20 protein-coding genes are annotated in these 17,833 nt (G+C 48.5%); 7 read left to right on the top strand and 13 right to left on the bottom strand.

Annotated features, from left to right (window positions below; all coding sequences use genetic code 11):
- Positions 1-38: 38 nt before the first annotated feature.
- From H6A34_RS09905 to rpmH, 12 genes are all read right to left on the bottom strand, one after another.
- Positions 39-1,322: an O-acetylhomoserine aminocarboxypropyltransferase/cysteine synthase family protein gene (locus tag H6A34_RS09905; protein ID WP_205105316.1), complete on the bottom strand. Its 1,284-nt coding sequence runs from the start codon at positions 1,320-1,322 to the stop codon at positions 39-41.
- Positions 1,323-1,677: 355 nt separating this feature from the next.
- Positions 1,678-2,088: a DUF5024 domain-containing protein gene (locus H6A34_RS09900; RefSeq protein WP_205105314.1), complete on the bottom strand. Its 411-nt coding sequence runs from the start codon at positions 2,086-2,088 to the stop codon at positions 1,678-1,680.
- A 15-nt stretch (positions 2,089-2,103) separates the two neighbouring features.
- Complete coding sequence (locus H6A34_RS09895) at positions 2,104-2,613, bottom strand: hypothetical protein (protein WP_205105313.1); 510 nt, start codon at positions 2,611-2,613, stop codon at positions 2,104-2,106.
- Entirely contained in the window at positions 2,606-3,088 is a 483-nt protein-coding gene (locus tag H6A34_RS09890; RefSeq protein ID WP_021948846.1) for an RNA polymerase sigma factor, read from the bottom strand. The genes H6A34_RS09895 and H6A34_RS09890 overlap by 8 nt, the downstream gene beginning before the upstream one ends.
- A gap of 2 nt (positions 3,089-3,090) precedes the next feature.
- Positions 3,091-4,059 (bottom strand): GIN domain-containing protein, encoded by a 969-nt coding sequence (locus H6A34_RS09885; protein ID WP_205105312.1) that lies wholly within the window; start codon positions 4,057-4,059, stop codon positions 3,091-3,093.
- A 24-nt stretch (positions 4,060-4,083) separates the two neighbouring features.
- Positions 4,084-5,037, bottom strand: a complete 954-nt coding sequence (locus H6A34_RS09880) for a GIN domain-containing protein (RefSeq protein ID WP_205105307.1) — start codon at positions 5,035-5,037, stop codon at positions 4,084-4,086.
- A gap of 138 nt (positions 5,038-5,175) precedes the next feature.
- Positions 5,176-5,868 carry a NigD1/NigD2 family lipoprotein gene (locus tag H6A34_RS09875; protein WP_205105305.1) on the bottom strand — a complete coding sequence of 231 codons (693 nt, stop codon included), beginning with the start codon at positions 5,866-5,868 and terminating at the stop codon, positions 5,176-5,178.
- Positions 5,865-7,019 (bottom strand): 1-acyl-sn-glycerol-3-phosphate acyltransferase, encoded by a 1,155-nt coding sequence (locus H6A34_RS09870; RefSeq protein WP_021948842.1) that lies wholly within the window; start codon positions 7,017-7,019, stop codon positions 5,865-5,867. The genes H6A34_RS09875 and H6A34_RS09870 overlap by 4 nt, the downstream gene beginning before the upstream one ends.
- 156 nt (positions 7,020-7,175) lie before the next feature.
- Positions 7,176-8,192, bottom strand: a complete 1,017-nt coding sequence (locus H6A34_RS09865) for a D-alanine--D-alanine ligase (protein ID WP_205105303.1) — start codon at positions 8,190-8,192, stop codon at positions 7,176-7,178.
- A 6-nt stretch (positions 8,193-8,198) separates the two neighbouring features.
- Positions 8,199-9,251: an RluA family pseudouridine synthase gene (locus tag H6A34_RS09860; RefSeq protein WP_205105301.1), complete on the bottom strand. Its 1,053-nt coding sequence runs from the start codon at positions 9,249-9,251 to the stop codon at positions 8,199-8,201.
- 63 nt (positions 9,252-9,314) lie between these two features.
- A complete protein-coding gene (locus H6A34_RS09855) occupies positions 9,315-10,028 on the bottom strand; it encodes a PASTA domain-containing protein (RefSeq protein WP_205105299.1) in 714 nt (237 codons plus the stop codon).
- A gap of 104 nt (positions 10,029-10,132) precedes the next feature.
- Positions 10,133-10,288, bottom strand: coding sequence for a 50S ribosomal protein L34 (gene rpmH, locus H6A34_RS09850; protein ID WP_205105290.1), 156 nt, complete (start codon positions 10,286-10,288; stop codon positions 10,133-10,135).
- Between the two features lie 256 nt (positions 10,289-10,544).
- On the opposite strand from rpmH, the gene efp reads away from it, so the two are divergent.
- The 3 genes from efp (at position 10,545) to radC (ending at position 13,168) form a co-directional block, all read left to right on the top strand.
- Positions 10,545-11,111: an elongation factor P gene (gene efp / locus H6A34_RS09845; protein ID WP_021948837.1), complete on the top strand. Its 567-nt coding sequence runs from the start codon at positions 10,545-10,547 to the stop codon at positions 11,109-11,111.
- A 154-nt stretch (positions 11,112-11,265) separates the two neighbouring features.
- Positions 11,266-12,303, top strand: a complete 1,038-nt coding sequence (locus H6A34_RS09840; RefSeq protein ID WP_021948836.1) for a glycosyltransferase family 2 protein — start codon at positions 11,266-11,268, stop codon at positions 12,301-12,303.
- A gap of 172 nt (positions 12,304-12,475) precedes the next feature.
- Complete coding sequence (gene radC / locus H6A34_RS09835; protein WP_205105283.1) at positions 12,476-13,168, top strand: RadC family protein; 693 nt, start codon at positions 12,476-12,478, stop codon at positions 13,166-13,168.
- Between the two features lie 38 nt (positions 13,169-13,206).
- Here the strand turns inward: radC and H6A34_RS09830 are convergent, their stop codons facing one another.
- Positions 13,207-13,743: a PH domain-containing protein gene (locus H6A34_RS09830; RefSeq protein ID WP_205105282.1), complete on the bottom strand. Its 537-nt coding sequence runs from the start codon at positions 13,741-13,743 to the stop codon at positions 13,207-13,209.
- A gap of 448 nt (positions 13,744-14,191) precedes the next feature.
- Between H6A34_RS09830 and H6A34_RS09825 the strand changes: the two genes are divergently transcribed.
- The 4 genes from H6A34_RS09825 (at position 14,192) to H6A34_RS09810 (ending at position 17,379) form a co-directional block, all read left to right on the top strand.
- Positions 14,192-15,001: a dihydropteroate synthase gene (locus H6A34_RS09825; RefSeq protein WP_205105318.1), complete on the top strand. Its 810-nt coding sequence runs from the start codon at positions 14,192-14,194 to the stop codon at positions 14,999-15,001.
- Positions 14,994-15,764 (top strand): diadenylate cyclase CdaA, encoded by a 771-nt coding sequence (gene cdaA, locus H6A34_RS09820; protein WP_021948554.1) that lies wholly within the window; start codon positions 14,994-14,996, stop codon positions 15,762-15,764. The genes H6A34_RS09825 and cdaA overlap by 8 nt, the downstream gene beginning before the upstream one ends.
- Positions 15,765-16,011: 247 nt before the next feature.
- Entirely contained in the window at positions 16,012-16,302 is a 291-nt protein-coding gene (locus H6A34_RS09815; protein WP_021948555.1) for a hypothetical protein, read from the top strand.
- Between the two features lie 192 nt (positions 16,303-16,494).
- On the top strand, positions 16,495-17,379 hold the full coding sequence (locus H6A34_RS09810) for an OmpA/MotB family protein (RefSeq protein WP_205105280.1): 885 nt from the start codon (positions 16,495-16,497) through the stop codon (positions 17,377-17,379).
- Positions 17,380-17,833: the final 454 nt, after the last annotated feature.

Here is a 17,833-nt window from a genome sequence, read left to right as displayed (position 1 = left end):
TGCTTTTTCACCTTTTAACCCTTTCACTTTTTCACCTCTTAAATCTGTGTCAGCGCCTGTTTCAGGTCGTCGATGATGTCGTCAGCGTCTTCGATACCTACCGAGAAGCGGATAAGGTCGGGGGCTATGCCGGCTTCGCGCAGCTGCTCGTCGCTAAGCTGGCGGTGGGTATGGCTGGCCGGATGAAGCACGCATGAACGTGCGTCGGCTACGTGTGTGGCGATGTTTACCAACCGGAGCGAGTCCATGAACTTGATGGCGGTGTCGCGGTCGCCCTTCAGTCCGAAGGCCAGTACGCCGCAAGAGCCGTTCGGCAGGTATTTCTGTCCGAGTTCATAGTCGGCGTCGTCTTTCAGTCCGCAGTAGCGAATCCATGCCACGTGAGGGTCGGCGTGCAGGAATTCAGCCACTTTCTGTGCGTTCTCGCAATGCCGTTGCATGCGCAGGTGCAAGGTTTCGAGCCCGATGTTGAGCATGAACGCGTTGTGCGGTGACGGTGTTGAGCCGAGGTCGCGCATGAGTTGCGCGACGAGTTTGGTCATGTATGCGCCCTTGCCGAATGCCTTGGTGTAGGTCAGTCCGTGGTAAGACTCGTCGGGAGTTGTGAGCCCAAGGAATTTGTCAGCGTGCGCATCCCAGTCGAAATTGCCGCTGTCAACCACGCATCCGCCTACCTGTGTAGCGTGTCCGTCCATGTATTTCGTAGTTGAATGGGTCACGATGTCGCAGCCCCACTCGAACGGGCGGCAGTTTATTGGGGTGGCGAATGTGTTGTCGATGATGAGCGGCACGCCGTTCCTGTGGGCTATGCGGGCGAATTTCTCGATGTCGAGCACGCGGCAGCCGGGGTTGGATATTGTCTCGCCGAACAGTGCCTTGGTGTTCGGGCGGAAAGCCTTTTGTATTTCCTCCTCGCTTGCGTCCTGGTTGACGAAGGTGCATTCAATGCCGAGCTTCTTCATCGTTACGCCGAAAAGGTTGTATGTGCCGCCGTATATCTCGTTTGAAGTTACGAAATGGTCGCCGGCCTGGCAGATATTGAATATGGCGTAGAAGTTGGCCGCCTGGCCTGACGACGTGAGCATGCCGCCTACTCCTCCCTCAAGAGCGGCTATCTTGGCTGCTACGCTGTCGCTTGTGGGGTTTTGCAGACGGGTGTAGAAATAACCTTCCTTTTTCAGGTCGAAAAGCATGGCCATCTCTTCGGTGTTGTCATATTTGAATGTCGTACACTGAACGATAGGCGGCTGGACAGGCTCGCCGTTCTTCGGTTTCCAGCCTCCGCGTACGCAGAGGGTTGACGGTTTGAGTTTCTTTTCCATGTTAATCCTTTGTTTAAATAATACCTATATAAAAGCCGTCGGGATTTCCGCCGGCCGTCATGACGAAAGCCGTGCTTACGGCTTTACACGTTTGCAAAGATACGATAAAAATCCAACAGAACGCAAACGTAATGCCATAAAAAGTGTTTTTTGTATTGTAAAGCCGTTGTTTTTGATGTAAATCGTAAGTTTGGCGCATGCCGGAAACCAAGTACTTGTCAGGCGCTAATCGGTCTTCGTTGTAACATCTTGATATTCAATATATTGTAAAAGGCCGTCTTTGGGCTTGCCAAAGACGGCCTTTTAGCGTGCGGTTGACGGCCTTTTGGAAGGCAAAAGACGGTCAATCGGAATTTCATTTGTATTTTATTATCAGCGTAATCTTGGCATACCCGTAGTTCGTGTTACGTCTGCCGGGAATGTACGGCTCGCTGCAGCGCAGCATGTATATGCGGTTCTGTTTGGCGTTTTGCGTCGTAAGCATGAGCGTACAGCCATCGTCGTCATACTTTTCGCTGAAGTCTCCGGTCTTCGCCTCGCCCTTGAAGGCTTTGATGAAGTCTTTAATGCCTATCTGTTCAAGCTGCAATACCTTCACCACCTTCAGTACCTTATGCGTGCGCGGGTCGCGTTCCACTGCCGAGGTGAACTTGCTCATGCCTACCGACGAGTAGTTGTCGATAAGCCCGTCAATGCTGTTCTGCGCCACGGCTGCGGTGATAAGGCTTGTAAGTAACAATGCGGTCATGATAATCCTGGGTATCATTGTGTCAGGTTTCTTTTAGTTCAACATTTCGCTTATTCGCTTGCGCTCGTCCGGATCGTCAATGCTGTTGAGCAGGTCTTGCTCGGCTTGCTCGATGGGCGAGCGTTTCTCTATGTGCTCCTCTATGTGTCTTGCCTCGCCGAGAGCCGTCTCGATGTCGGTCTTTATCATGCTCAGGTCGTCAATGCGGTGGCCGTTCTCGATGACGTAGCTGCCGCCGTAGACGCGCGCCAGCATGCGGTCCTCGTGATAGTTGAGGTAGGCCGACACGCCGAAGATTAGCACGAGGGCTGCTGCTGTGCCGCATACGGCGCGGCGGAAGGCCGGCATTAGCCGTGCCCTGTGTTCTCCGCCGGCCTGCATCGAACCGAAGCCGGCGAACACGGGGCGGTACTTCTCGAGCTCAGGCGGCAGCACTCCTCGGCTGAACAGTCGGTACAGGCTACGCTCCTCGGCCAGGGTCGTGTCGCCGTTGAAGAAGCGTTCTATCAGTTTCTCGGTATGTTTTATCTCGTTGTTATTCATCGTCCAACTCCTCAATGTAATGTTTTCTCACCGCCATACGTGCTCGGCTGAGAATCTTGCGCACGTTGGCCTCTTTGTATCCGGTAAGTTTTGCTATTTCGTCCATGTCCATTCCGTCGATATGCCTGAGGCGGAGCACCACCTGCTGGGCGGCGGGCAGCGTGTCGATTATTTTCATCATGCGCTCGAACATGTCGTTGTCCGTGCTATCGGCGGTTATCGTCTGAGGTTCTGTCTCGTCTACGCTTACCGTTACGCGGCGCCGTCTTAGACGGTCGATGCAGAAGTTGCGCACGAGGACTTTGGCCAGAGGGGCTACAGGACGGCGTAAAGTGTCGACCATGCTCCATAGTTTCACCAGCACCTCCTGCACGGCGTCTTCGGCGTCATCGGCATTGCCGAGATAGCCGCGTGCCGCCGACAGCAGCATGGGGCGCATTAGTTCAGCCTCACGTTCAAAGTCCTCGGGCACCATGTTCAGAACTTGTTTAGTTGTGTCATGTCCACGTTTGACCTGCCCGAGCCGTCTAATTTCACATTGTCGGCCGTGCCTGCGATTTTTACTTTAAGGTTGCCCGAAGCAAATGTAGACAGGTCCTGGCAGTCAACCTTCATGTTAAAGTCGCCGTTACCCGAACATACAATGTCTGCCTTGCCGCCTTTATAGTAGATGTCTGCCTTGGTCTCGCCGCTTGTTACCGACTTCAGCGTATCCGCATTGATTGTCATAGCAGGAGCGAAGCTGCCTGAGTTGTTGATTTCGACGTAGCTCGCCGTCAGCGTTCCTGATATTTCGGTAGACCCGCTATTGGTGTACTTGAAAGAGTTTTTTATGTTGTAGTCGGCCTTGATATTGCTGTTGCCCGAGTTGCCTTGCTCGTAGTTGTCGGCTGATATTGAGCACTTCATCTGCAAGTTTCCGGAATTAGTAATGTCAATTGAACGGCAGACGAAGGCCTGCATGTCAAATATCAGGTCGCCGCTGTTGCCGAGCTTAAAGTCTGCTGACGATATCTCGCTTGTGTGGAAAGTAATATAACCGGCATTAATCAGGACGTCCAATGACGGCGAAACAATACGGAGCGTAAGGGGCTCCATCTTTATATTCCCGTCAAATCCTTGCCCCTTGTTCTCGTTCTGCTTGGTCGTCAGCAAGCCATCCTTTACCAAAATGCCGGTCTGTCGGAATGCTTTTGCCGTACCGGAGGCCTCTACCCGGTATTCGTTTCCACGAGTATAATATATCTCACCGACGGAGTTTATGTTCAGTCCGTGAAAGTCTTTCAGGTCGAGAACCCGTGTCTCAATCTTTTCGTTGCCGTTATCGGCCGCGGCGGTTGCCGCAGGCATTGTGCCCGGCGCCGATGTTTCAAGCCCCTTTGCGTCAAGTGCGGTAGGCGTGAACGCTATGGTTGCAAATGTAAATATTAGTGAATAAAATCTCATTTTCTTGTGTATTGGTTTGTATAATCAGAAATTGTTGAGGCCGGACGTGTCAATCTTAGATACTCCCGAACCGTTAAACTCGGTATTGTCTGCGCGTCCGGTTAGTTTCAGACTCAGGCTGCCACTGGTGTCGGAGGTAATTTTGTCGCAGTCAACGTCAAGCGTCATTTTACCTACTCCGCTGCAATCAATATCCATGCTGTGCCCCTTGAACTTCAGAGTGCCGTTTGAGGAACCGCTGATGTCCATGCTGAGCGTGTTCGATTCGATGTCAAGCTCGTCCTTGATTACGCCGGTATTGTCTATCGTCATTTCCCTTGCTTTCACTTTCCCGCTTATTTTTGAGCTTCCGCAGTTGTCGTAGGAGAACGAGTTGAAGTCGAAATTGGCGGTAAGGGTACAAACGCCAGAGTTGTCATATTTGATGGATTCGCCGCTGAAAGATGTTGTGCCTTTCATGCTGCCGGAGTTTTCGATATTGGTAGAGGTGGATTTTATTCCGTCAACATACAGTTTGAGCACTCCGCTGTTGTCTATCTTCAGATTGCCGGCATTGAACTCTTCGGCGTTGAACGTGGTTGAACCGATGTTCTCGATATAGTCCATCTTCGGCGATGTGACGTAGATCGTAATCTTGCTCCCTTCGGTTATATTTCTTGAATCTTTGCTCCTGTTTACCGTAAGGATACCGTTTCTTACGGAAATATCGTTGATTTTAAATGCCAACGATGTGCCCTTGACCAGGACTTTGTATGTGCTGCCCTGGGTATAGTGTACATCCACCCACGTGGATACCGACAAACCATGAAAGTTCTTTAGGTTGAGGGTGCGCTCTGACATCTGTTCATAATTGTTGTCGGCCGTGCGCAATGACATTTTGCCATACGTTTGGTTGTCAATGTTCTTGCTCGTGCCGCTGCATGCGGTGAGCGAAAAGGCTATCGCCGCAAGCGAGATGAATATAGTCTTAATTTCCATGGTGTAATGTTTTTAAAGTTTTATTTCTGTTTTATATACGCAAGGTAATGCCGTTATGTGACATATTTTAGCGTGTTTTTTCATGAAAAAAAATAATAAAAGCCGTTTTTCAATGCAGAAAAACGGCTTTTATTATGGTTAGAACGTAAATGTTCTTGTGATTGTTCCGTCGTAAGTGTTGATTTCAACCGCTACCTCGTCGCCTTCAACGGGCACTATCGGCAGGCGTGAAACGGCAATACTGACGTATGCTTCGGCCGAATAGTATTCGGGCACTCCGTTCTGGTCGTGGTACAGCCGCAGACTTACGTGGTGTCTGCCGTTGGCGTCAGTATCAACGCCGGTGCATATAATGCCGATAGTCTGGGTGTTAAAATCACCGTTAACAGAGCCAGTCTTGATAGACAAATCAAGGTTCAGGTACTTTCCGTTGCGGCTTGTCCATGAGCTTTCAAACGTTACTGGGTCGGTCTTTATGCCGTCTTTTACTTCTTCAATGGGCGTAATTTGCGGTACGAGAACTTGTGAAATGCCGAGCGGTTCGGCGTTGTTTGTCCCGTCGTCTGCTTCTACCTTATTATAATATAACAACGCACGGTAAACAGTGTCGGGGCGTTCTGCCCAGGCAACGTTGATTGCGCCCGTGAGAAACATCCGTTCGCCGTCATCGGTCTCAATGCTAACGATGTTTGCGTTATTATCGGTCTGCGCCTCGACAAAGTCCGCCCGCATGTGCGAAAGGGCGCCGTCGCCGGTGTCGTAAGGGTCATTGCTGCATGCCGAAAGGACGAACAGCAGGAAAAGCAGAATGTATGACGGGATGAATTTCATTTCGTAGCTTTGATGAAATTGATGACAGGATTGGCATACATTGTCAGCATGCGTTCGGTCAGGAATTTGTCGTCCTTGTCAGGAAGGTCTATTTTCGCGAGCTGCCCGTCAATGTATTTTATGAAACCTGACTTCTCCTCGCTTGTGTATTTGTCTGCATTCGCGTCGTTTCCGTTAAGCATGTCAAGCGCAATATAGTTCGACGGGTACAGCATGTAGTTACTGTGTATTTCGTGGTCAATATGTTCGGCGATAATGTCGAACACTTCGGTCTTTGGAGTATTGGCGCCGATAGTATCCAACCATTTGTCTATACATGGAGCGCATTGGTAATGAACATGCCCTTTGTATCCGGTTATGCCTGTTTTCATGCTGATGATATCGTCCATGGCAGACTTTTTCCATGCAGCGTTGTCGCGTTTCTGTTGGAATTCCTTGGCTTTCAGATAGTCACAAGGGTCGTACTCGTATGAAATAGCAAGCGGCACGATATGCAGCCGTTTGAGTTTTTCCACTGTATCCCCCTTGCCGCCACCGATGGCCATCATCTTTAGAATGGCCGGTTGTGTACGATCGTCTGAGTCTTTGGCTCGTCCTTCGCGTTGGGCAATCCAGATGTTGTCATGTTTTTCTTCGATGGCAAAATGCATATAATCTGACATTGTCTTACTTGCCGTTAGCGTTTCGCGTGGAGATAATCCACGGCGTACGATGAACGATTTGTTCACCCTTACAAGATCTTTTACCCATGGCAAAGATAAGAGATTGTCGCCAATGGCTATTTCGCATGTCGTCTTGAATCCCGCGTCAATAAGCAGTTTATCAAGAAACCCTGAATCAAGTACAATGTCCCTGTGGTTGCTTACAAAGGTGTAACGCCCGGAAATGTCTATAGCCGATGCGTTCATGTCACAACCGGTTGTAAGCCTGTTGATAAGCGATTGTATGAAGTTATAGCAGAATGACAGTTGGAATTCAAGGTTTGTCTTGCAAGACAACATCTTTTCACGCACCGTTTCAAACGGTATTCCGGGTAAGACATAAGCTAAAACCATCCTGAACTGGGGGTCGGCGAGCAAGCGTTCGTACACTTGTGGTAGTTCTTCAGGCTCAAAAGGACGTATGCCGTCAAATTCAGCGGGGATTTTCATGGGCGTAATTTATTTGTTTTGTTCAAGGATTTTGGATTTTAGGAGAGTTAAAGGAGTAGCTACGAATAGGCTGCCGAGAGCCATCTTAACGAAAACTTGATAGCGGCTTATCTGTTACTCCTTTAACTCCCTTATGCTTGTTTGTCCTGTTCTGTTTTATCTGAACTGGTTTTCTACAATGTCCGTGAGCACGTCAGTCATGTTCAGGCCTGCCGCTTTTACTTGCTGTGGAATAAAGCTGGTTGCCGTCATGCCAGGAGTTGTGTTGATTTCAATCATGTTCACCTTGTCCACTTCCTGTCCGTCACTGCCCTTCCCGCGGCTAATGATGTAATCGATACGGATTATTCCGTTGCAGTGCAGGATGTCGTAGATCTGGCTTGTGATTTCTTCCACACGCTTGGTCGTTTCCGGACTGAGCCGTGCAGGAGTTATTTCTTGTACCTGTCCGTTATACTTAGCGTCGTAATCGAAGAACTCGTGTTGGGTTACAACTTCTGTTGCAGGCAGCACCACGCTCTTTTCATGAGTCTTGTAACAGCCTATAGATATTTCGGTTCCTTCAATATACTGCTCTACCATTACGTCTTCGCTTTCAAGCATGGCCTTGCGTATGGCAGGGGCAAGCTGGTCTTTATTCTTTACCTTGGACACGCCGAAACTGCTACCGTCAGCCGCTGGCTTTACGAAACAAGGCATGCCAATGCGTTCTTCGATTTCGTCATCGCTTACTATTTCCTCATAACCCTTTCTGATAAGCAGGCTATCGGCCACACGCACACCGTATCCGCGCAAGTATTGGTTGAGCACAAACTTATTGAATGTTAGTGCTTCTACAAGCACTCCACTTGTGGAATAGGGTAGATGTATGAGTTCAAAATAGCCTTGCAGTATTCCGTTTTCGCCTGGTGTGCCGTGTATCGTGATGTAAGCGTAATCGAATTGTACGAGTTTTCCGTTCTCCATGAACGAGAAGTCGTTACGGTCAATGGGGGTAGTGGTGCCGTCTGGCAGGTTGACATGCCAATCGAGACCTCTAACCATTACGATGTAAACATTATATCTTTCTTTGTCGAAGAAAGAATAAAGTCCTTGGCCGGAACGCAACGAAACGCCGTATTCGGAAGAATCACCTCCGCAAATAATGGCAATCGTTCTTTTCAGATTTTTCATAAAGCGTTATTGTTTTAATTCATTTCCGTTAATATACTTTCTCCATTTATTAATAAGGGCTTCCATATCGTCCGGAAGAGGCGACGTGAAGTCCATTTGCAGTCCTGTAGTGGGGTGTACGAAACCCAGCGTCTTGGCATGAAGTGCCTGCCGCGGGCATATCTTGAAGCAGTTTTCTATAAACTGTTTGTAGCTGCCGGAGCGGTTGCCGCGGAGTATTTCAGTTCCTCCGTAACGTTCGTCGGCAAAGAGCGGATGGCCAATATGCCGCATGTGGGCCCTTATCTGGTGTGTTCTTCCTGTTTCAAGGATACATTCAACAAGCGTTACATACCCGAAGCGTTCAATCACGTTGTAATGCGTGACGGCGTGTTTGCCGATTTCAGAGTCGGGAGGAAATACAGCCATGCGCATTCTCTCTTTAGGATCACGGCCTATATTGCCTTCGATGCGTCCTGCGTTTTCGGTGAAATTGCCCCACACCAAGGCGTTATAACTGCGATGTGTTGTCTTGTTGAAGAACTGTAGTCCCAGTTTCGTCTTTGCGTCAGGCGTCTTTGCGATAACCAATAGCCCGCTTGTGTCTTTGTCTATACGATGAACCAGTCCCACTTCCGGATCATTGGGATTATACGTCGGCACGTCTTTCAAGTGCCAAGCGATGGCATTTACCAATGTTCCGTGCCAGTTTCCGCAACCGGGATGTACTACAAGTCCTGCCGGCTTGTTGATTACCATAAGTTCCGTATCCTCATAAACGATGTCAAGCGGAATTTCCTCAGGTTCAATGGTGTTGTCGTATTGTGGGCGGTCGAGCATTAACGTAATGACATCGAGCGGACGTACCTTATAATTACTTTTTACCGGGCGGTCGTTGACATGTACGAAACCTGCGTCGGCGGCACGTTGTATACGGTTACGACTTGTATGTTGCAACTTCTTCAACAAGAACTTGTCTATGCGCAACGGATCTTGTCCTTTGTCCACAACGACTCGTAAATGTTCGTATAGTTGTTGTTCCTCGTCGTCCTCTATTTCGTCGATATAATCTTTTGCCATTACATTTCTCTTTTCATAAGGTTTCAATACGCCATACTGCGGGCGCTTCCGTGCAGCCTTATTTTATTCCGGTCCGGTTACGACTTCAAATTCGTCAACATCACCTTCGCTATTAGGGTCGATGTACACTCCGCCGTCCTGTTGTGCAGGTTCACTCAGGGAGTCGCCGTATTCTCCGTAGAAATCTTCGGGTTCGGCGTAGATAATAGAGTCGCTCATGTCGCGCATTCCGTCGCCGACCTGTATTATGATGACGTCATTGACAGAAATCTTCTGCCCTGTGTGCAACAATTTTCCTTTTGACTTTAGTCCGTACACCCAGTCTTTCTCGCCAGGTATATAGTCCGTCGGACCGACCTTGAATCCCATTGCAATCAGTTTCGCGCGTGCCTCACGGTAAGAGCAGTTGTCAATGATGTCGGGTATTGTCAGCATCGGTGAGTGCGACGAATTGATTATTACGTAAACAATGCGTCCCGACTTGACCTTTTTCCCTGGCTCAGGCGACTGTTCCAGGATGCAGTCAGGCGGAAGTGTCTTTACATATCCAGTGTCGCTTACTACAACGTCAAGGTGTGAGCCCAGCAGTATATGTTCGGCGTCGGAGAACAGCTTATGCCTAACGTCCGGAACCGGTATTTCCTCACCATGGTGGGTGTATATGTCAAGGCCTATTTTCACGCCAAAGCACAGCAATATGACGACAACCAGCATGGCGCCGAGGTTGAGCCACAGCTTCATGCTGAAGATTTTTCGGAAGAATTCCTTTGTCTTCATTCTTGTCGTATGTTTTTCTGCAAAGGTATGAAAAAAACAGAAAGAAGCAAAGACATTGCTTTACTTCTTTCTCTTTTCTTGTTCAAAATCTTCGTGACTGACGGTTATTTCCCGTGGCTCTCGTCTGAAACTGTAAGTTTTTTGCGACCTTTAGCGCGACGTGCTGCGAGCACGCGGCGACCGTTCTTTGTAGCCATTCTCTCACGGAAACCGTGCTTGTTCACTCTCTTCCTGTTGTGCGGCTGAAATGTTCTTTTCATTGTTTGTACTTATTTTATTGTTATTTTGTTCACACTTTGGGCTGCAAAAGTACACATTTCTTTTTAAATAACCAAGAATTATGTGTTTTTTAGCCCATTGTTTTATGCTTTTTTCTAAAAATATAGTAACTTTGCAGCCTGAAAGTCTGCATTTTCGGGCGGATAGGAGTGAGCCGATTGATAATGATGCCGTTTCCGGATTGACGGATATCCGCTTTTGTTGTATGATAATTATCATTTAATTACAAAAAACAATATGATTAATTCACAGGAAATAAAGAAAGGTACATGCATCCGCATGGACAACCAAGTATGGATTTGTATTGATTTCCAACATGTAAAGCCGGGTAAGGGTAACACGGTGATGCGTACGAAACTCAAGAACGTTACTGACGGGCGTGTGCTTGAACGCACATTCCAGATTGGATTTAAGCTCGAGGATGTACGTATCGAGCATCGTCCTTACCAATATCTTTACGAAGATCCTACAGGGCTCATTTTCATGAACCAGGAGACATTCGAGCAGATACCAATCAACCGTGATTCTATTGTTGGCGTTGATTATATGAAGGAAGGCGATGTAGTTGAAGTTGTTACGGATACGACGGACGGCACCATCCTTTATGCCGAAATGCCGGTTAAGACAAATCTGCGCGTAACCCATAGTGAGCCGGGTGTTAAAGGTGATACCGCAACAAATGCCACCAAGCCTGCAACTCTTGAGACTGGTGTTGAGGTTCGCGTTCCTTTGTTCATTGACGAGGGCGACCTTATCCAGATAGACACACGCGACGGAAGCTACCTCAACCGCGTAAAGGAATAATCGCATACACTTCTTAAAAGTAGCAGTCAAAGTAGTTAAGGGAGTTAAAGTAGTTAAAGACAATAGCATTGACAATTGTTCTCAATGGCAAAAGCATGCGTCTTTAACTACTTTAACTCCCTTAACTACTTTAACTACATAAAATCTGATATTTATGAAATACTCTTTTATAGTTCCTGTGTATAACCGTCCGGATGAGGTTGACGAGCTTTTGCGCAGCCTTACGTCGCAAACGGTAAAGAATTTTGAGGTCGTTGTTGTCGAGGATGGCAGTTCCGTACCGTGTAAGGATGTATGCAGCGGATATGCCGACATGCTTGATATACATTATTATAATAAGCCGAACAGCGGGCCGGGGCAGAGCCGCAATTACGGGGCGGAGCGTGCCAAGGGTGAATATCTCATCGTACTCGACTCTGACGTAGTTGTGCCTGATGGTTATCTTGAGGCCGTTGACGATGAGCTCAGCCGTGAACCTGCCGACGCTTTCGGTGGTCCCGACCGTGCTCACGAGTCGTTTACTGACACCCAGAAAGCCATAAGTTACTCCATGACGAGCTTCTTTACCACAGGAGGTATACGTGGCGGAAAGAAAAAGCTCGACAAGTTTTATCCCCGTTCGTACAACATGGGCATACGTCGTGATGTCTATATGAAGCTTGGAGGTTTCTCGAAGATGCGCTTTGGCGAGGATATAGACTTCAGCATACGCATATTCAAGGCAGGCTGCCGTTGCCGACTGTTTCCCCAAGCGTGGGTGTGGCATAAGCGTCGTACCGACTTCCGCAAGTTTTTCCGCCAGGTGTTCAACAGCGGCATAGCACGAATAAACCTGTACAAGAAATATCCCGAGTCGTTGAAACTTGTTCATCTGCTGCCAATGGTGTTCACTGTCGGTGTCTGCCTGCTCGTGCTTACTTCGGCGGTCGGCCGTGTCCTGATGGAGTATGACGACATCCACCGCTGGTATTGGCTGTGCGCGGGGCCATGGCTTCCAATCATTCTTTATTGTCTTCTTATTTTCATTGATTCGTCAGTTGCCAACCGAAGCCTCAAGGTAGGATGGCTAAGTATTCCGGCGGCCTTTGTGCAGCTGTTCGGATATGGTTGCGGCTTCCTTTCTGCGTGGTGGAAACGCTGCGTGAAAGGGAAAGACGAGTTTCATGCTTTTGACAAGACGTTCTATAAATGAGAAGTGTAGTTAAAGTAGTTATCGCTCACTGCGTTCGCTGAGTAGTTAAAGTCAAATGCCCTGTCGGTTTTTATCTACAGGCAAGCAATAAAGGTAATAACTTCAACTACTCAGCGAACGCAGTGAGCGATAGCTACTCCTAACTACTTTAACTACTGAAAAACAACAAACTATGATAAAACTTTCAATCAACCAATGGGCCGAGGAGGACCGCCCGCGCGAGAAGCTCATGAGGCTGGGCGCCGCGGCGTTGAGCAACGCCGAGCTGCTGGCTATACTCATAGGGTCGGGTTCGCAGGACGAAAGTGCCGTAGACTTGACGAAACGTGTGCTGGCGGATTGCGGCAACAACCTTAACACTTTGGGCAAGATGACAATCGAGCAGCTTACTGGCGGCCGTTACAAAGGCCTCGGCCCGGCAAAGGCTGTTGCCATTATCGCCGCCTGCGAGTTGGGCAAGCGCCGCCAGGCCGAGAAGGCCGAAGAGCGCAAACAGCTAAATTCCGCCCTTGCGATATACGAATACATGCACCCCAGAATGCAGGACCTGAGCGAAGAAGAGGCGTGGGTGCTGCTTATGAACCAGAACTTCAAGCTGATAAAGAGCGTCCAGTTGTCGCACGGAGGGATAACCGAGACTGCCGTCGACGTGCGGGTTATAGTGAAGCATGCCCTGTTGGGTAATGCCACCGTCGTTGCCTTGTGTCATAATCATCCGAGCAACAACGCCAGCCCGAGCGGCGATGACGACCGCCTGACCCAACGGGTGAAGAAAGCCTGCGAGCTTATGCGCCTCCACTTCCTCGACCATCTTATTATTACCGACGGCCAATACTACAGCTATTCGGAAGAAGGAAGACTGTGAGAAAATGAAAAATGAAGAATGAAAAATGAATAATCCCGTTAATGACGTATGCCGTATTCTTCATTTTTCATTCTTTTTATGTGTCTTACAACCTCGTCCCGGCCTTCGCAGCTAAGCAAATACGTGCGGCCGGAGCGCAGATGAATGTAGAACGCCTGGTCGTAACGGCCTACGTACTCGAAGTGGCGGCCTAGTCCGGGGCACGTGAACCAGCCGATGAAGCCGAATAATCCGCCGTCGCCGCACGTGCGGAACAGCTTGTAGTGGCTGTCTTTCCATGCGTCGGCATCGGCAATGTCGTCAAACCTGAACGCCTTACGCCCTTTCACGGTGCGCAGGACTACGGCTTCAGGCGTAACCGTAACGTAGCGTGGCGACAGCAGGTAGTAGTAAAACATCACGCCGAAGGATATCAGCACTGCCGGTATAGTGACGATGCGGGTTTCGGGATGGTTGGCCGAGAGGGAGAATAAGGGTAAGATTCCCAATCCTAACAGTATCATCACGCCCCAGGTAATGCCGAGCACGGTCTGGCTTTTCGCTACCTTGAACGTCGTTGAGGTGTTGCTTTTCATATAGCTTGAAGTTTGTTTTTCTGCTTACAAAGTTACTGAAAAATATCCGTTTTTACAAGTGCGGGAGTGGTAAAAATGGCCTTTTCATCACTGTCATGAACCAGCCTTGTAAGTCGTTGATTATCAGAGGAGTTATAAAAGGTCGTCTTTTTGCTTGCGAAAGATGGCCTTTTAGCGTGCGATTGATGGCCTTTTGGTTGGTAAAAAGCCGCCTTTTGTCTTTCATGCAGCCATAAGTCGCATGGCCGCCGGGGCTTTAACATGTAGCGGTCGACAATTTTACTTAACTTCTGAAATTAAAAATAAAAAACGTCAAAAGCGCTGAGTTGTCAATATAAATCAGTACCTTTGCTTTCTGATTGAAAAACAGCTTGATATAGTGAAAGGCTTAGTACCATATACAATAAACGTCGGAGGCAGGCTGTTAGACTTGTCTGAACCTGTCGTGATGGGCATTCTCAATGCTACGCCCGACTCGTTTTACGCCGGCAGCCGTAGGCGGACTGAGGCGGAAATAGAGGCCCGCGCCTGCCAGATAGTGGAGGAGGGCGGAGCCATTATCGACGTCGGGGCTTACTCGACACGTCCCGGCGCGGCCAAGGTTTCGGCCGACGAGGAGATGGAGCGTATGCGCATGGCGCTGGGGGCGGTGCGCAGGGCGCAGCCCGATGCCGTAATTTCAGTCGATACGTTCCGTCCGGAGGTCGCCAGGATGTCTGTAGAGGAATTTGGCGCGGGTATCATCAACGATGTTTCCGGAGGCAATCCCGAGGGCTCTTTCGGAGGCGAGATGATGGCGGAGGAAGCTTACCGCGGGCCTGACGACGGCTTGGCATATCCCATGTTCTGTGAGGTAGCCCGGCTGAAGGTCCCGTACATACTGATGTCTTCGCGCCCGAATATGATGAGTATAATGCAGGATTTCGCCCATAAGGTGCAGATGTTGCGTGATCTTGGCCACAAGGATATCATTCTCGACCCGGGTTTCGGTTTCGGAAAGACCTTGGCCGAGAATTACGAAGTGCTTGCCCGGCTCGGCCTTCTGCGCGAGATGGAGTTGCCTGTGTTGGTCGGCGTGTCGCGCAAGTCGATGATTTCCCGCCTTCTCGGCACCGATGCCGACGGCGCCCTCAACGGTACCACCGTGGTTAACACCCTTGCGCTGGCCTGCGGCGGAGCCTCGATTCTTAGAGTACACGACGTAAGGCAATGCGTTGAGGTCGTGAAAATAGTAAAAGAAACGATTAGATATGTTTAATTTCGGCATAAAAGACTTTATCGACATATTCTGTGTCGCCCTGATGCTTTATTACATCTACCGCCTCATGAAAGAGTCGCGGTCGCTCAACGTGTTCATAGGCATTCTTATCTTCATCATCATGTGGCTGTTCGTAAGCCAGGTTCTGGAGATGCGTCTGCTCGGAAGCATAATGGACAAGTTGGTCAGCGTAGGTGTGATAGCCATTATAATATTGTTCCAGGAGGAAATCAGGAAGTTCTTGTACAACCTCGGTACGCACCATAAGGTGAAAAGTATCGTGCGGCTGTTCTCGTCGGGCGACAAGAAGGACAAGGTAGACATGGAGTCGATAATGCCGATAGTCATGGCCTGCATGAACATGAGCAAGGGCAAGGTGGGCGCGCTGATAGTCATCGAGCGCCTGACTCCGCTTGACGACATCGTCGAGACAGGCGACGTGATTGACGCCAACATCAACCAGCGTTTGATTGAGAACATCTTTTTCAAGAACTCTCCGTTGCATGACGGAGCCATGGTCATATCAAAGAAGCGGATACGCGCTGCCGGCTGCATACTGCCCGTGAGCCACAATTTCGACATTCCCAAGGAGCTGGGTTTGCGCCATCGCGCCGCTATGGGCATATCGCAGGACAGCGACGCGATAGCGGTAGTCGTGTCGGAGGAGACGGGACGCATATCCGTAGCGCTGCGCGGACAGTTCCATTTGCGCCTCTCCGCAGAGCAGCTTGAGAGCATTCTCACACGTGAGCTTGACCTCTGATTCTGGATTGCTGTCCGTGTCGTGTCATGAGGCAGGATGAGAGGTGTCGTTGTTGTAATCCGTAAGAAATATGTAATACAAAATTTCAAATTGTCATATACATATAGCAAAATTCTTATAGATTCGTATGTAGTAATTAAAAAAACATTAAAATCACCCCAGTCACATACTTTTTTGCCATAATGTTTTGCGTTGTCAATAAAAATCATTATATTTGTAGCGTCTCAAGTATTTATAATTTAGTATCATGGTAGATTTAAAGAAATTCACGGCAATCCTTTCTTTCCTCGACAATTACATGACGTCGAAAGGAAAGAAGGAGATTAATGACATGGAAGCCAACCGTGAGTTGGAACATGCCGGTTTGTTAAATGATTCCCAGACCGAGCCAGGTCTGCCTTTGAGGAACTTGCTTATGAGCATGAGGGATACTAACCATTTGCCGCAGAATGTCAAGCAGGTGTATGGCGCCTGGACAATCAAGTTGTCTACGACAATGGCAAAAATACCGCTTGTAAATCAGTTCCAATATTGTTGATTCCTATACTGAGAGGTATGGTTCCAATGCGCCCCAATGTAAATTGGAGCGCATTGGATTTTTTGTTAACATAAAGAAATAAGGTACCATTGTGTGGTTAATTTAAGTTAAGGCTTTTCAACATTGATACAAGTTATACGTCTTATAAATAAATTTGCAGCAAATAATCAATTAAACGTAAATAGTTATAGTATGAAGAAAAATGTATTGGCCCTCTCGCTTATCGCGGGATGCCTGCTGGTAAGCAGTTGTGTTAGTAAGAAAGATTTGGAGAATTGCCAGCTTGAGAACCAGGAATTGACAAATAAATATCAGGACACACAAGACAAGCTGTCTGATGCCAACACCCAGCTTGCCGCAAGCAAGGTGCGCGTACAGAGCCTCGAGGAGCAGCTTGAGCAGACCAAGAGCACGCTGTCTTCACTGCAGAGCTCGCTCGACAAGAGTCTCACGGCAAGTAACCAGACAACGGTGAACATATCAAAACTTGTAGACCAGATTAATGAGTCAAACCAATATATACGCCATCTGGTAGAAGTGAAGAGCAAGAGCGATTCGCTTAACATGATTCTGACAAACAACCTCACGCGTTCACTCAGCAAGGAAGAGTTGAAGGAGGTTGACGTACAGGTGCTCAAGGGCGTTGTGTACATCTCGTTGGCTGACAACATGCTTTATAAGAGCGGAAGCTACGAAATCAATGACCGTGCAGCCGAGACGCTCAGCAAGATTGCGAAAATCATCAAGGACTACAAGGATTACGACGTGCTGATTGAGGGTAATACCGACAATGTGCCCGTAAATACCTCTTCGGCCGCAATGAAGAATATCCGCAACAACTGGGATTTGTCTTGTCTCCGTGCGTCAAGCGTGGTACAGGCTCTCATCAATCAGTATGGAGTTGATCCGAAGCGTCTCACCGCCGGTGGCCGTGGCGAGTTCAATCCCGTTACAAACAACGACACCGAAGTTGGCAAGCAGCGCAACCGTCGTACGCAAATCATCATTACTCCAAAGCTTGACCAGTTCATGGACCTGATCGACAAGGCTCCTGACAGTGCTGATGCAGCTGAATAATTGAAGTGATTATTTTAATTTATAGTCAAATGGGCATTTGCTTTTTATGGCAAATGCCCATTTTCTTTGAATTTCATTACGTCTTGTTTTGCCCTATAATATAATAATGTGAAAAGCCTCTTTTGTGGCGTTTTGTTTGTAAACGTATGTTAAAATCACGTGATATTTAAAACTTTTTTCTGAAAAGGTTTGGTAGTTTGTCCGGAAGTGTGTACTTTTGCATCCGCTTTTCAGGGGTTGCCCCTGAGAAAGTAAAAAGTTCTTTGAAATGATGACACAGGCGAGGAGCAGCGGCCGCCGGATATGAAGAAGGCGGTTGTCATGCCGAGAGTAAGAAGCCGGGCGTTGGCCCGGCGGCGTATCGAAGGTAAAAAAGAAAAAAAGAGATATACAATGTAGAGTTTGATCCTGGCTCAGGATGAACGCTAGCTACAGGCTTAACACATGCAAGTCG

It is taken from the genome of Marseilla massiliensis, assembly GCF_016899855.1.
Lineage (GTDB): Bacteria > Bacteroidota > Bacteroidia > Bacteroidales > Bacteroidaceae > Prevotella.
This window is presented reverse-complemented; position numbering and strand designations above follow the sequence as displayed.

Excerpts from the sequence above, each read along its gene's own strand:
- H6A34_RS09905 (WP_205105316.1), bottom strand. The coding sequence starts at position 1,322 with ATGGAAAAGAAACTCAAACCGTCAACCCTCTGCGTACGCGGAGGCTGG.
- H6A34_RS09900 (WP_205105314.1), bottom strand. The coding sequence starts at position 2,088 with ATGATACCCAGGATTATCATGACCGCATTGTTACTTACAAGCCTTATC.
- H6A34_RS09895 (WP_205105313.1), bottom strand. The coding sequence starts at position 2,613 with ATGAATAACAACGAGATAAAACATACCGAGAAACTGATAGAACGCTTC.
- H6A34_RS09890 (WP_021948846.1), bottom strand. The coding sequence starts at position 3,088 with ATGGTGCCCGAGGACTTTGAACGTGAGGCTGAACTAATGCGCCCCATG.
- H6A34_RS09885 (WP_205105312.1), bottom strand. The coding sequence starts at position 4,059 with ATGAGATTTTATTCACTAATATTTACATTTGCAACCATAGCGTTCACG.
- H6A34_RS09880 (WP_205105307.1), bottom strand. The coding sequence starts at position 5,037 with ATGGAAATTAAGACTATATTCATCTCGCTTGCGGCGATAGCCTTTTCG.
- H6A34_RS09875 (WP_205105305.1), bottom strand. The coding sequence starts at position 5,868 with ATGAAATTCATCCCGTCATACATTCTGCTTTTCCTGCTGTTCGTCCTT.
- H6A34_RS09870 (WP_021948842.1), bottom strand. The coding sequence starts at position 7,019 with ATGAAAATCCCCGCTGAATTTGACGGCATACGTCCTTTTGAGCCTGAA.
- H6A34_RS09865 (WP_205105303.1), bottom strand. The coding sequence starts at position 8,192 with ATGAAAAATCTGAAAAGAACGATTGCCATTATTTGCGGAGGTGATTCT.
- H6A34_RS09860 (WP_205105301.1), bottom strand. The coding sequence starts at position 9,251 with ATGGCAAAAGATTATATCGACGAAATAGAGGACGACGAGGAACAACAA.
- H6A34_RS09855 (WP_205105299.1), bottom strand. The coding sequence starts at position 10,028 with ATGAAGACAAAGGAATTCTTCCGAAAAATCTTCAGCATGAAGCTGTGG.
- rpmH (WP_205105290.1), bottom strand. The coding sequence starts at position 10,288 with ATGAAAAGAACATTTCAGCCGCACAACAGGAAGAGAGTGAACAAGCAC.
- efp (WP_021948837.1), top strand. The coding sequence starts at position 10,545 with ATGATTAATTCACAGGAAATAAAGAAAGGTACATGCATCCGCATGGAC.
- H6A34_RS09840 (WP_021948836.1), top strand. The coding sequence starts at position 11,266 with ATGAAATACTCTTTTATAGTTCCTGTGTATAACCGTCCGGATGAGGTT.
- radC (WP_205105283.1), top strand. The coding sequence starts at position 12,476 with ATGATAAAACTTTCAATCAACCAATGGGCCGAGGAGGACCGCCCGCGC.
- H6A34_RS09830 (WP_205105282.1), bottom strand. The coding sequence starts at position 13,743 with ATGAAAAGCAACACCTCAACGACGTTCAAGGTAGCGAAAAGCCAGACC.
- H6A34_RS09825 (WP_205105318.1), top strand. The coding sequence starts at position 14,192 with ATGGGCATTCTCAATGCTACGCCCGACTCGTTTTACGCCGGCAGCCGT.
- cdaA (WP_021948554.1), top strand. The coding sequence starts at position 14,994 with ATGTTTAATTTCGGCATAAAAGACTTTATCGACATATTCTGTGTCGCC.
- H6A34_RS09815 (WP_021948555.1), top strand. The coding sequence starts at position 16,012 with ATGGTAGATTTAAAGAAATTCACGGCAATCCTTTCTTTCCTCGACAAT.
- H6A34_RS09810 (WP_205105280.1), top strand. The coding sequence starts at position 16,495 with ATGAAGAAAAATGTATTGGCCCTCTCGCTTATCGCGGGATGCCTGCTG.